Raw genomic sequence first — 12,434 nt, 5'->3', positions numbered from 1 at the left:
GTATGGCAGCGAAATGGTTCGCAAAAGCAACTGATCGGAGCACCAATGGGCGCACGTCATGGACTCTTCAAATGGCAGATTCACGGTGATGGGGTAAAAGTAGACCCGGGTGAGGTCGTCCTTCCCAATGAACGCCTCTCATGGGGGCGCACAACCGGAATTGGAATGCAGCACGTGGTGGCCATGTTTGGGGCCACCTTTCTTGTACCACTTCTCACCGGCTTCCCCCCTAACACAACGCTCTTCTTCACCGCCATCGGGACGGTGATCTTCTTCCTGATCACCTCGGGCCGCATCCCCTCCTACCTCGGTTCCTCCTTCGCCCTGATCGCCCCAATCATGGCGGTGAGTGGGACGCTGGGAGCCAGCTACGCACAGGGTGGAATCATTGCCACCGGCGCTACCCTCGCCCTTGTCGGGATCATCGTTCACTTTGTTGGAGCGCGTTGGATCGACGTGGTCATGCCCCCGATTGTCACGGGTGCGATTGTGGCTCTGATTGGTTTCAACCTGGCCCCGGCCGCGTGGAACTGGGTCAAGGAAGGCGCTGTGACAGCGGTCGTCACCATCGCGTCCATCATCCTGATTACCGTTCTCTTCAAGGGCATCCTCGGGCGCCTCTCGATTCTCTTCGGCGTGCTGATTGGATACGTTGTGGCCCTGATTCAGGGCGAAGTCGATTTCTCTGCTATCGGTGAGGCCGCGTGGATCGGCCTGCCTACCTTCACAGCACCGTCCTTCGACGTCTCAACCCTGGGCCTGTTTGTGCCGGTGGTTTTCGTCCTGGTTGCCGAGAATGTGGGTCACGTGAAGTCGGTGGCAGCCATGACGGAAGAGAATCTTGATGGGCTCACGGGTCGAGCGTTGTTCGCCGATGGCCTCTCAACCATGCTGGCCGGCACCGGTGGCGGTTCGGGAACCACCACCTACGCCGAGAACATCGGGGTCATGGCGGCCACCCGCGTCTACTCCTCAGCCGCCTACCTCATCGCAGCTGGAACCGCCCTCGTCCTTTCGATGATGCCTAAGTTCGGAGCCATTATTGCCACGATTCCCCCGGGTGTCCTCGGTGGGGCGGCCACGGTTCTCTACGGGATGATCGGTCTGCTGGGCGTGCGGATCTGGGTGCAGAACCAGGTCGACTTCTCGAACCCGGTCAACCTCAACACCGCCGCGGTCGCCCTCATCGTCGGCATCGCCAACTTCACCTGGGCTCCCGGTGGAATGGTGTTCGAAGGGATCGCACTCGGTTCGATCTCCGCCATCGTCGTCTACCATGTCATGCGCTGGATCTCGAAGGCTCGCGGGACGAACCTTGAAGCAGCCAGTCCGGCCTCCGCACCTTCGGGAACGGAACTGGACTCTGAGGCCTACTCGCAGAGGCGCAGGCAGGTTCCCGCAACCGGGGAGGATGGCCTCGATGGGGTTTTGCCCGAGGAGGACATCTCACACATGTGGGACGGGGACCCGACCACGCCGCGCGTCGGCTAAGGAGCTTTGCTGAGTTGGCGCGGTGGGGGCGGATCTAGGAGACGTCTGCCTTCCACCGCGTCGCCCACGCCAGGACCAGGATGATAGCCCCGTAACCAGCGAGGACGAGGCCGCCCTGCCACCAGCTGAGTACGGAACCGGCCCCCTCAACCGTCATGACCGAGTAGATGCTCTGCCCAACAAACGCGTCTGAAGCCGCACCCGGAAGGAACTGGGTGATGTTCGAAACCACCTGGTTGAAGGCGCCCCCGAGGCGGGCAATCGGCTCAATGAACTGGGTGAAGACGAGGACGACCACGATCGCACCCGCCTGGGACCGAATCAGCGCGCCGAGACCCACACCGATGACCGCCCACAGCGCCATCACGACGACCGAACGGGCAAACATGGCCCAGATCTCTGCCTCATTGAGTCCCGTCGGGATGCCTGCCGCCATGAAGAAGAAGACGCTGGCGAGGACGGCACTGATGAGAGCAGCCACGCCGTAAATAGCGCCTATACCTGCTTGGACCAGGGCTTTTGCAGCGAGGACCGGGCCTCGCTGCCCCACGGAAATGAAGGTCGGTGTCAGGGTGTGGTGACGGTACTCGCCCGTGACTGACAGCGCGCCGAGCAAAACCGGGAACAGGTAACCCATTGCGGAACCAAGGGAGTAGACGGTGCCCGAAACGCTGATCCCCGCCAGTTCCCCGGCGGTATCCGGACCCAGTAACTCACTGGACATCAGGCCGATCAGGGCTGCGGTGAACGCAATGTAGACCACCATGACCAGACCGAGGATCCACCAGGCCCTGGTTGTGAAGACCTTGAGCCATTCGGCTCGAACTGCGTGCTTGAAACGGCTCATCGGTCCCCTCCGACCATCGAGAGGAACAGATCTTCCAGACCCGTGTTTTCTTCGCTGAGGTGCGTCAGAGGAATCCCGCTGATCACGGCGAGGTTTCCTACGTCCTCGATGGTGGCCCCTGAAACCCGCAGGGGTGCGCCCGGTTCCTCGATCACGCTGAAGCCCGCGACCGTAAGGGCATCGCGCAGGGCATCGCGCCTGGTCGAGTCTGCCAGAACCACGCTGCCGTGCATGTTCTCGAGCTCATCTATCTGTCCGCTCGCAACCAGACGACCCCCGTCAATGATGACGATGTCGTGGGCCATCAACTGAATCTCGTTGAGCAGGTGGGAGGAGAGGAAAACCGTCCTCCCCTCTTCAGCCAGAGTCCGCAGGAACTTGCGCAACCACGAAATCCCCTCGGGGTCGAGGCCGTTAGCGGGCTCATCCAGGATGAGGACGTTTGGGTCACCCAGAAGCGCGGTGGCCAGGCCGAGACGCTGACGCATACCCAGCGAGTAGCCTCCGACACGACGACCTGCATCCCTGGTGAGGCCGACGAGGGCGAGGAGCTCATCGATCCTGCCCTCACCGACTCCGCTTCCGGCGGCCATGACGCGGAGGTGATCCCGTCCGCTTCGACCCGGGGTGAAGTCATCGGCGGAAAGATGGGCTCCGACCTCGAGCATGGGCTGCTCAATCTCGTAGTAGTCGCGCCCATCGAAGGTTGCGGTTCCCGAAGTGGGACGAACCAGATTCAGCAACATGCGAAGAGTGGTGGTCTTCCCAGCCCCATTTGGGCCGAGGAACCCCGTCACGCGTCCTGGTTTCACTGTGAAAGATAGGTCGGATACGGCCTCTACCTTCCCAAAATTCTTTGAGAGGTGTTGGAAGTCAATAGTTGGTCCGTGCATGGGCCTTCCCGGGTGATAATGGACGACGAGTTTACATAGGCACGACCTCGGCAACGAGGCCTGATTTTGAGCTGTGCTCACGGGTTCTAGGGACCAGTTTACAGAGGGGACAATGGCGGACGGTACTGATCCTTCAAAGGATTCGGCAGGGAAGATCTGGACTATCCCGAACATCCTCTCCTATTTGAGGGTAGTTGTTTTCCTTCCGCTGTCCCTGGGACTGATCATTTCTGAGCAGTATGTCTGGTCGCTTATCGCCCTTTTCATCCTGGGCAGCACCGACTGGCTGGACGGCTACCTGGCCCGGCGTCTCAACCAACTCAGCGACCTGGGGAGGGAGCTGGACCCCATTTCAGACCGCGCCTCAATCCTGCTGATCTCCCTGACGTTGGTTTTCACCGGAATCATGCCCTGGGAGTTTATGGCGGTCATCATGGTCGTGGATGTGATCATGGCGGGTCTGGCGATCGTTCTCTTCAAGGGATACCCGACCACCCAGGTCAACCTGATCGGTAAGGCCCGCACAGCAGTCCTTCTTCTTGGTCTGCCCATGCTGCTCCTCGGAGAGGCGGCTCACAGCCCAGGTTGGCGGACAGCCGCCCTCGTCGTCGTCAGCATCGGTGTGGTCCTCAACGTGATCGCAGGGGCAACCTACGCCTGGCAGATGGTGCAGGCCTGGCGGGCGCAACGCACAGCCGTTGGAATCGGTTCCTAGTCCTCTTCCGAGGTTTCTTCACCGGACTGAGCGTCCGATTGAGCGCCGGACTGGGCCGACTGCGGTAGTTCCCAACCATCGGCTGGTTCTGCAACGGGCAGGCACCCCGAACGGGGCACGAGGGCGGAGTTGGAGTCACGAATAGCCGGACGTTCATCCTGCGGAACAAGTCCGTCGTACTTGTTGCCAAGAAGAATCGTCAGCGTCATGTCTTCGGCCGAGCTGAGGACGATTCGAACCTCTCCCGGGAAGTAGCGGGCAATGGCGTAAGCGGCATCAACGGCTCGCGGACCAGCTTCAATCCGGGCTACCCCGTGGTACTGCGGGGCATTATCGGTGGCGGCAATGGTGTAGCCGAGCACCTCGAAGGCGTTCGCCACCTGGCCCGCCAGTCCCGGCGTGGAGGTGGTGTTGAGGACCCGAAGGGAGACCCCCTCAGGTGAGGCGGCGCGCGCCCCCGGGGTCGGACACGGGGTATCACCGACTTCAGCGAAGATCTCTTTCTTCGAAAACTCCCCGCCAAAGGGAACCGGGAGGGCCCCGGTAATACCAAGAAAACCCAGTAGGAACAGCACAGCGAGGCCGATAATTGCCGAGCCAAAAATGACCGTCTGACTGCGAACACGGGCGCTCCGGAACTCCTGTCGAGGGCTCCGGTAGTGGTCCGGACTCACGTGGGTCCGGACTTCTCTCTGGTTACCGTCTGGTGGTGGCGCGGAAGTCACGCTAATAACCTACCCGAATCCGCCTGCACCAACGTATCGCTCAGGCCTGACGAATGGATCATGTCCGTCACCTTCTCGCGCTCTCCGGACACCACCATGTACTCGGTGTTGGTGAGGTGAGAAACCTTGCCAACCTTCTTGCCCTTGAGATCATGGATGCCGATCTTGGCGCCGACGTAGCGGTGGTGAGGAAACCCGAGGACAGCGACATAGTCACCACGCGCCCCGCACATCTCTACCAGGTCGGGCAGGGGGACGAACCCCTCATTGGAAAAGCTGAGGACGAGGACGTCTGCGTTCACGGCCGCCACCGTCTCAGCGAGGGCGGCAGGCATGGTTCGTTTGCTGTTGAAGGGACTCTTGGTTTCATTGTCACGCGCATCGATCCGCTTGCAGGCCGTGCCGTAGTGGTCGGGCTTGTCCCAGCGAATCAAGGTCTCCCAGACGTGGTAGTTCGTGAAGTAGCGGTGCTGGTTGTAGGGCGGATCAAGGTAGGCAAAGCCGACGTGAGGGAGATTAGGGGCCAGAGTTAGGGCATCCCCCCGGATGGCGCGACCCGTACCGGGGATCAATTTCGGAACCTTGAGGGTCATCCGGTTCAGAGCCCGGGGAGCCCACTGCTTCAAATAGGCCATCTGCAGGCCGACGGTAGAGTCGACAGCGTCTGCCGCCAGCAGCAGTGAGGTGAGGTAGATCGGCTTCAGCAGGTCGTCCGCATAGTCGTCCTCGATCGCCTGACGAATGGCGTCAACCCGCATGCCGTTGTCGGGATGGAGGTAACGGCTCTCTTCGCAGAAGGTCTGGGTGAAGTAGCCGCGAACACCGGGGAGGGCGTCCAGGCGCGCGAGGACGGCTTCGACCTCTTCGATATCCACCTCGGCGACGTCGGTTTCCACGAAGCACTGCGCGAGCACCTCGGAGTAGGTCGCGGTATCCACTGCCGTCGTAAAAGCCCCGCGCTGACACAGTTCCTGCGCTACCCGGGTGGTTCCTGTGAACAGGTCGAGGGCGGTTTCGGCGCCACTGGCCTCATAGAGGTCACCGATGGTGGTAACGAAGCGCCGCTTGGAACCGAGGTACTTGATCAATGATGCAGCTAGTCGATGGGGGAGGTGTCGGAGTCGGGGATTCCGTCCAGGTTCATGTCGGAGGTACGCGCCTTCTTTGCGTCGTGGCGCAGTGCGGTGGCCCCGAGAATGGCGGCAATCAGGGTACCGACGAGGACGCCAATCTTGGCGGGGGCAAGGTGACCGTTGGCGTGGAAAGACAGGTCAGTAATTAGCAGCGAGACGGTGAAGCCCATGCCCGTCAGGAAGCCGACTGGGATCAGGTCTCGCAAACCGATGGCGTCGGGAAGGTGCAGGGGGGTCAGCTTCACCGCGAGGGTGGTGGTACCAAGAACGCCGATGAATTTTCCGACGACGAGGGCGGTTGCAGCAGCGAAGAAGACCGGCTGGGTGAAGATCTCACCACCCGATCCAACGATGGTGACACCTGCCGCGAAGAAGGCGAAGATCGGCAGAACAATGCCTGAGGACAGGGGATCGAGGACGTGTGCAAAGCGCTCGGTACGGTCGTCCTTCTCTCCGTGAATGGGGCGTGCCGTCACGGACAGGCCCATGGCGACACCCGCGACCGTGGCGTGAACACCGGACTCATGCATGAAGTACCAGGCCAGAATCGCAATGATTACCAGCGGCAACACAAGCACCTTCTTGGCTCGCACCAACCATGCGAATGCTGCAATGAGCACGATGGAGATACCGAGGGCAATGAAGTTGAGGTGGTCGGTGTAGACGGCCGCGATGATAACGATCGCCAGAAGGTCATCGACGACTGCCAGGGTGAGAAGGAAGGTGCGTAGAGCGCGAGGCAGGCCCTTGCCGAAGACGGCGAGGACTCCAACGGCGAAGGCAATATCTGTTGCTGTGGGAATGGCCCAGCCGGTCAGGGCTTCCGTGTCTCCGGTGGCCAGGACGATTGTTACGAAGATCAGTGCCGGGGCGATCATGCCGCCAACAGCAGCAATCATCGGGACGGCCGCTTCCCGCGGAGAGGAGAGGCTACCAACCACCAGCTCGCGTTTCAGTTCCACGCCAACCACGAAGAAGAAGATGGCGAGGACGCCGTCGGCCGCCCATGTGCCTAGCGTTAGGTTCAGTCCGAGCGCTTCCGGTCCGATTACGAACTGGGACAGTGAATTGTAAGCCTCACGCCAAGGCGAGTTTGACCAGGCCAGGGCAAACACGGCGGCAATGATGAGGAGAATTCCACCCGAGGTCTCTTTACGAATCCATCCGTCGATTCGGGAGAGAGGCGAAGTGGTTGCTGTTTTGGTAGACATCGCGCCCAATTGTCCCACATGCGCCCATCGTTTCGGGACCGGTAGCTCTGAAAACCGGGGCCGCCTCGAAGAATGCTTGAACAGAGCACACCCTGGGTGCCTCTTCTTAGGTCGCCGGTCCCAAGTGAGGTTCAACGCAGAGACGGACCCGGCGTGGCGCAGGTCGAGCATCCGCCTGCTTTGGGTCCAACCCCACAGTCGCCCGAGTTTTCATCAGCGCCAGTATTTCGCTAGAGTGTGGACGTTGGAGAGGCCACAAGCCGATCCGACACCGGAGGATTCGCCTAGTGGCCTATGGCGCACGCTTGGAAAGCGTGTTGGGTGCAAGCCCTCGGGGGTTCGAATCCCCCATCCTCCGCTAGCAGCCCCGGAATCTGTTGAGATTCCGGGGTTTTTCGTTGAAAACACGGGGCAAAGTCCCTCCAGAAAGCCCGGGGCGTTCCGGCCCTGTTGATCATCCCTAACAGATCCCTTGCCGTAGCTGTTCCACATTTGTTCCACGATCCGGATCTGCTCCCCACACGAGTCAATGAGGAAGTCCGGGTAGATACTGCGACTGCACGGTATCGCTACCGGAAGGTCTGGTCCCGCCTTGGTCCTCTGGAAGTGTCTTGGACCCACGCAGGGGTTGTTTTGGTGTGTTTTGCACCCAGAAACCACCCTGCGGAGGACCGTCACACCTGCGGAGGACCCCGGTGACCCGAAAGGAACCTAACGGGGGGCTGTAATAGGGATCTGTGAGGGAACTGGAAATTGGTGACCTTCAGATGTCTTGCTGCTAGGGCCCTCGCGTAAGGCGAGTGGAATAATGTCGGCCAGTTGTCACCGTGTATGTGAGCAGGGAGTGTAAATGACAAAGGCAGATGCCGGATCCGAAGCCACTCATCGAGTGAAGGCTGTGCTCCCACAGGGAACATCACTGGTCAAGGTGATGGCAAAGTCGATGCATCCGTCCTCATTTCCCCTCATGGAGCTGCCCCACATCGCTCTGATCCTTGCCATCTCTTCCGGGCTGCTGAACTCTTGGGCTTTCAGTAACGCAGGAACATTCGGTACCGCGCAGTCAGGCAACGTAATTCAGATGGGCTACCAGGCCATGGCGGGGAACTGGCCAAAGTTCTTCTTCGTCTCCGGAGCAGTGCTTGCTTTCGGCGTCGGTGCGTTTGTCGCCGGAGGCATCATTGCCGTTTGCCTGCGCAGCGGAAAGCGCTACACCCCTGCACTGCAGGGTTTGCTGATGTTTGCCATCGGTATCGCCCTCGTCCTCATCGTCACAAAGGCCTTGCGGCCCGAGTACATCACCTGGATCATCTCCTTTGCAGCCGGAGTCCAGGGAAACGGATTCCACAAGATTAAGGGCATGGTCTACGGAAACGTGGCGGTGAACGTCGTGTTGCAGTTGGCCTTCAACTACCTGATGCAGTCCTTCTTCAGTAAGAAGGCGCCGAACGGAATGTCGAACCTCTACACCTCGGGCCTCTACTTCATGGTTCTAGTTGGATTCGGAGCGGGGGGAGGGATTGGCTTCCTCGCAGATCACCTTTGGAATGGGCTCTCAGTCGTCCTTGTCTTGCTTGTGAGTGCCCTACTAATCTTCCTGGCGCGAGAGGATCCAACCGATCCAGACCCGAAGGTCTAGCTGCGTTAATCCGGGCACTGTGAGGTTTGACGGAGTGGTCCGGAATCGTTGCAGTCCATTGATTCCTCCCGCAGCGTGAGTTTGCTGGAAGGGAGTCGACTCTGTGTAAGATGAGGACGATCCCCCGTGCGACGGCATCACCCGAACCTCCCCAGGGCCGGAAGGCAGCAAGGATACGGTCGCTCTGTCGGGTGCGCGGGGGATCATTTATATCTAGGCGCAGTTATCCCCAACTGGATGTGGGCGGTACTTTCCGCAGAGGTTCTTCTTCGACGGCGGCGCTGGCCCCGGAGGTTCTAAGGTCTAACCGTGAGCACAGCACTTTATCGCCGTTATCGGCCAGATACGTTTCAGGATGTCATCGGGCAGGAACATGTCACCGATGCCTTGAAGGCCGCCCTCGATGGCAATCGCGTCACCCATGCCTACCTTTTCTCCGGACCACGAGGCTGCGGTAAGACAACTTCGGCTCGCATTCTGGCCCGCAGCCTGAACTGCATTGAAGGACCGACCTCGCAGCCGTGTGGTGTCTGTGACTCGTGTGTTGAGCTGGCCGCGGGTGGCCCAGGGTCGCTTGACGTAGTTGAGATTGATGCGGCCTCAAACAACGGCGTCGAACACGCGCGTGCCCTGCGTGAGAAGGCAGAGTTTGCGCCGACTCGGGACCGCTATCGCATTTTCATCCTCGATGAAGCCCACATGGTGACGGCCTCGGGTTTCAATGCGCTACTGAAGCTGGTCGAAGAGCCCCCGGATCACACCAAGTTCATCTTTGCGACGACGGAGCCGGAGAAGGTCATCAGCACCATCCGCTCCCGTACCCACCACTATCCGTTCAGGCTGGTGGCGCCCGCTGTCCTGGTGCCCTACCTGAAGGACCTGGCAGTGAAGGAGGGCGTTGAGGTTGAAGAGGGTGTTTACCCGCTGATCGTTCGTAGCGGCGGGGGGTCCGTCAGGGACTCCCTGTCTGTCATGGACCAGCTCATGGCCGGCTCCAACGGGACAGTGACGGTGCAGAGCGCGCTCGACCTGCTCGGTTACACCGATGCGGCAATCCTGGAACGAACCGTGGATGCCCTCGGCGACTTGGATGGAGCAGAGGTCTTCGCCATCGTTGAAGAGGTGACCGATAAGGGCCAGGAACCACGACGTTTTGTAGAGGACCTTCTGCAGCGTCTTCGTGATCTGCTGGTTTGCGCGCTGATTGGTGAGCGGGCGGCGGACACTCTGATTGAGATTCCCGCTGATCAGCTCGCTGTCATGCATACGCAGGCCGGTAAGTGGGGGGCACGTCTCCTCTCCCAACGTGCCGACATTATTGAGGGCGCTCTTCGAGAAATGGTTGGCGCCACCTCGCCTCGCCTGCAGCTTGAACTGCTGATGGCTCGACTTCTGGTGGTTGATGGTTCAACGCAGGGTGCCACTCAGACTGTGTCCGCTCCGGCCCCGGCAACTGCTGTACCGCCTCGTCAGGCACCACGCGGTCCGCAGACCGCTGCACCTGCCGCACGGCCGGCCCCGCAGGCTTCCCCTGCCGCACCAACAAGCAGTACTGAAGTACCGAGGGTGCCCCGGGCCGGGACGACTCCGACGCCCGCAGCAACTTCGGTCCCGACCCGTCCCTCGCAAGTAGCGCAGCAGCCCCTGGCCGCAACCACTCCCGCAGCCAGCGATACCGTTGCGGACTCCGCTTTCATGCGGGCTCACTGGGCCACCATCACGAAACGAATGGGTGAGATGGGGTCGGCTTACCCAAGTTTGATGAAGAACGTTCGGGGCTCTGAAGCCGCCGGTTCGATCGCACACGTCTTCTTCCTGCAGCCTTCCAACGTCGCCCAGTTCAAGCGTTTTGGCGGTGAAGACAAGATGGCCGGTGTCTTCTCTGAGATCCTCGGGCGCTCCATCACGGTGATAGCTGAGTGGGAGGGCGACCGCGACAAGGTTGTGGCGAAACTAAAGGAGGGTGGAGTTCCCGCAGCATCACCCGAAGTCGCTGCTGAACCAGCGCCTCGAGCCGAGCCTGAAGTAGAGAAGCCGGCACCCCAACGACCAGTTCAGCAGCCACCGGAGAGCCACCCAAAAGCACAGCCTGAACCAGAGCAACCAACTCCGGTTCAGAAGGCTCCTGAGGTGCAGCCAGTGGCAGCGCCAAAACCGCCGATCCAACGCCCCGAACCTCCAGCCGAGCCAGCTGCCATGCAGGCGCCCCCGGTCCCAGCTGATCCGGATGGTGCCTACCGTGGTCGCCCCCTGGTTGATGTCTTTCTCGACATCGTTGGCGGCACAGTCATTGAAGAAAAACTCATCAGCACGATTGAACCAGAAGGTGATGTGCTGGGAGATGACGGGTTCCCTGAACCCATTGAGCCTGACGAGAATGCACTGTCAGGATTTGATCTTGGAGGTCATGAGTGAGCGGGTTCGACGGGGCAATCCAGGATCTAATCGACAACCTGGGGGCGCTCCCGGGAATCGGCCCCAAGAGTGCCCAGCGCCTTGCATTCCACATTCTGGGGGCCGATAGTGCTGAGATCCAGGAACTGGTCGCGTCCATTCAAGCGGTCAAAAAGAATGTCCACTTCTGCACCGTCTGCGGCAATGTGACCGAGGGTGAAGTGTGTTCGATCTGCGCGGATACCCGGCGGGACCAGAGCATCCTCTGCGTGGTTGAAGAAGCCAAGGACATCAACGCCATTGAGAAGACGCGGGTCTTCCGCGGCAGGTACCACGTCCTCGGGGGCGTTATTGATCCCCTCGCTGGGGTTGGTGCGGACCAGTTGCGCATGCGCGAGCTTTTTATGCGCCTGGCCGACGGGACGATTCAAGAGGTCATCCTCGCTACCAACCCGACGGTTGAGGGTGAGGCGACTTCGTCATACATCGCCCGCAGCGTGACACCGATGGGGGTGTCCGTTACGCGGCTCGCATCGGGCCTCCCGGTCGGGGGTGACCTCGAGTACGCCGATGAGGTGACGCTGGGACGGGCTCTTGAGGGGCGACGCAGCCTCTAGAGAACTGACTTAAGGCAAGAACCCGCAGGCTCCGAAAGGAACACTGCGGGTTCTTAGTTGAAGTCGTTACTAGTTGCCCTCAGCCTCTGCAACCTGCTTCTTGACATCTTCCATGTCTAGGTCACGGATCTGCTGGATGAGATCATCGAGGACGTGGCCGGGAAGTGCTCCAGCCTGGCGGAAGACTGCGATGCCATCACGGAAGGCCATCAGGGTCGGGATGGAAGTGATCTGAGCCATGGCAGCCAGTTCCTGCTGGGCCTCTGTGTCCACCTTGCCGAAGATGATGTCCGGGTTCTTCTCAGATGCCTTGTCGTAGACAGGAGCGAACTGACGGCATGGGCCGCACCATTCGGCCCAGAAGTCGACGAGGACGATGGAGTTGTCAGTTACCGTCGACTCAAAGTCTTCAACGGTGAGGTCTTGCGTGCTCATGTTTCTCCTCATGGATTCTTTGACTTACTACCCACCCTACTGACTTCGGGTAGCTTACGGGAGGCTAAAAGTGAGTTCTGTGGGCAATTCCAGTGCGCTCTAAGCGATACCGGGCCGGGTATCCACATTTGGGGGTGTTTGACTGACCTTGGTATTGCTTGTCCCGCGGTGGTCTATTTTCTTGCTAGACTTCAATGCGTCTTCATGACATGCGGATGTAGTTCAATGGTAGAACTTCTGCTTCCCAAGCAGACAGCGCGGGTTCGATTCCCGTCATCCGCTCCATTCCCACAGGGCCCGGACGGCCGGTCTTTTCCGCTCTATGACACGGGTT

11 protein-coding genes, 2 tRNA genes and 1 other RNA gene are annotated in these 12,434 nt (G+C 60.2%); 8 read left to right on the top strand and 6 right to left on the bottom strand.

Annotated elements, in window-relative coordinates:
- The first annotated feature begins 45 nt into the window (after positions 1 to 45).
- Positions 46 to 1,491 (top strand): uracil-xanthine permease family protein, encoded by a 1,446-nt coding sequence (locus tag CS903_RS05150; RefSeq protein WP_099332476.1) that lies wholly within the window; start codon positions 46 to 48, stop codon positions 1,489 to 1,491.
- Positions 1,492 to 1,525: 34 nt separating this feature from the next.
- On the opposite strand, the gene CS903_RS05145 is transcribed toward CS903_RS05150, so the two are convergent.
- Entirely contained in the window at positions 1,526 to 2,338 is an 813-nt protein-coding gene (locus CS903_RS05145) for an ABC transporter permease (protein ID WP_099332475.1), read from the bottom strand.
- Positions 2,335 to 3,231: an ATP-binding cassette domain-containing protein gene (locus CS903_RS05140; RefSeq protein WP_099332474.1), complete on the bottom strand. Its 897-nt coding sequence runs from the start codon at positions 3,229 to 3,231 to the stop codon at positions 2,335 to 2,337. Before CS903_RS05140 ends, CS903_RS05145 begins: the two co-directional genes overlap by 4 nt.
- A gap of 112 nt (positions 3,232 to 3,343) precedes the next feature.
- On the opposite strand from CS903_RS05140, the gene CS903_RS05135 reads away from it, so the two are divergent.
- Positions 3,344 to 3,946 carry a CDP-alcohol phosphatidyltransferase family protein gene (locus CS903_RS05135; protein ID WP_099332473.1) on the top strand — a complete coding sequence of 201 codons (603 nt, stop codon included), beginning with the start codon at positions 3,344 to 3,346 and terminating at the stop codon, positions 3,944 to 3,946.
- Here the strand turns inward: CS903_RS05135 and CS903_RS05130 are convergent.
- The 3 genes from CS903_RS05130 to nhaA are packed head-to-tail and all read right to left on the bottom strand — an operon-like array spanning position 3,943 to position 7,015.
- Positions 3,943 to 4,620, bottom strand: a complete 678-nt coding sequence (locus CS903_RS05130) for a LytR C-terminal domain-containing protein (protein WP_164996681.1) — start codon at positions 4,618 to 4,620, stop codon at positions 3,943 to 3,945. The two genes, CS903_RS05135 and CS903_RS05130, sit on opposite strands and share 4 nt — an antisense overlap.
- 47 nt (positions 4,621 to 4,667) lie before the next feature.
- Positions 4,668 to 5,759 (bottom strand): DNA adenine methylase, encoded by a 1,092-nt coding sequence (locus CS903_RS05125; protein ID WP_099332471.1) that lies wholly within the window; start codon positions 5,757 to 5,759, stop codon positions 4,668 to 4,670.
- A gap of 8 nt (positions 5,760 to 5,767) precedes the next feature.
- Positions 5,768 to 7,015 carry a Na+/H+ antiporter NhaA gene (gene nhaA / locus CS903_RS05120; RefSeq protein ID WP_099332470.1) on the bottom strand — a complete coding sequence of 416 codons (1,248 nt, stop codon included), beginning with the start codon at positions 7,013 to 7,015 and terminating at the stop codon, positions 5,768 to 5,770.
- A 273-nt stretch (positions 7,016 to 7,288) separates the two neighbouring features.
- Here nhaA and CS903_RS05115 point away from each other — a divergent pair.
- The 5 genes from CS903_RS05115 to recR all read left to right on the top strand — a co-directional run bounded on the left by CS903_RS05115 (position 7,289) and on the right by recR (position 11,665).
- Positions 7,289 to 7,373 (top strand) — tRNA-Ser (locus CS903_RS05115).
- Positions 7,374 to 7,865: 492 nt separating this feature from the next.
- Positions 7,866 to 8,654, top strand: a complete 789-nt coding sequence (locus tag CS903_RS05110; protein WP_099332469.1) for a DUF1275 family protein — start codon at positions 7,866 to 7,868, stop codon at positions 8,652 to 8,654.
- A 115-nt stretch (positions 8,655 to 8,769) separates the two neighbouring features.
- An RNA gene (gene ffs / locus CS903_RS05105) (signal recognition particle sRNA small type) lies at positions 8,770 to 8,865 on the top strand.
- A 98-nt stretch (positions 8,866 to 8,963) separates the two neighbouring features.
- A complete protein-coding gene (gene dnaX / locus CS903_RS05100; RefSeq protein WP_099332468.1) occupies positions 8,964 to 11,069 on the top strand; it encodes a DNA polymerase III subunit gamma/tau in 2,106 nt (701 codons plus the stop codon).
- On the top strand, positions 11,066 to 11,665 hold the full coding sequence (recR, locus tag CS903_RS05095; RefSeq protein WP_099332467.1) for a recombination mediator RecR: 600 nt from the start codon (positions 11,066 to 11,068) through the stop codon (positions 11,663 to 11,665). The genes dnaX and recR overlap by 4 nt, the downstream gene beginning before the upstream one ends.
- Positions 11,666 to 11,734: 69 nt before the next feature.
- Here recR and trxA read toward each other — a convergent pair whose 3' ends face one another.
- Entirely contained in the window at positions 11,735 to 12,100 is a 366-nt protein-coding gene (trxA, locus tag CS903_RS05090; RefSeq protein ID WP_099332466.1) for a thioredoxin, read from the bottom strand.
- Positions 12,101 to 12,311: 211 nt separating this feature from the next.
- On the opposite strand from trxA, the gene CS903_RS05085 reads away from it, so the two are divergent.
- Positions 12,312 to 12,385, top strand: a tRNA-Gly gene (locus CS903_RS05085).
- Positions 12,386 to 12,434 lie beyond the last annotated feature (49 nt).

Origin of the sequence: Actinomyces minihominis (assembly GCF_900187855.1) — a bacterium.
GTDB lineage: Bacteria > Actinomycetota > Actinomycetes > Actinomycetales > Actinomycetaceae > Scrofimicrobium > Scrofimicrobium minihominis.
The sequence above is the reverse complement of the archived record's forward strand: the minus strand, read 5'-3'. Positions and strand labels throughout refer to the sequence as shown.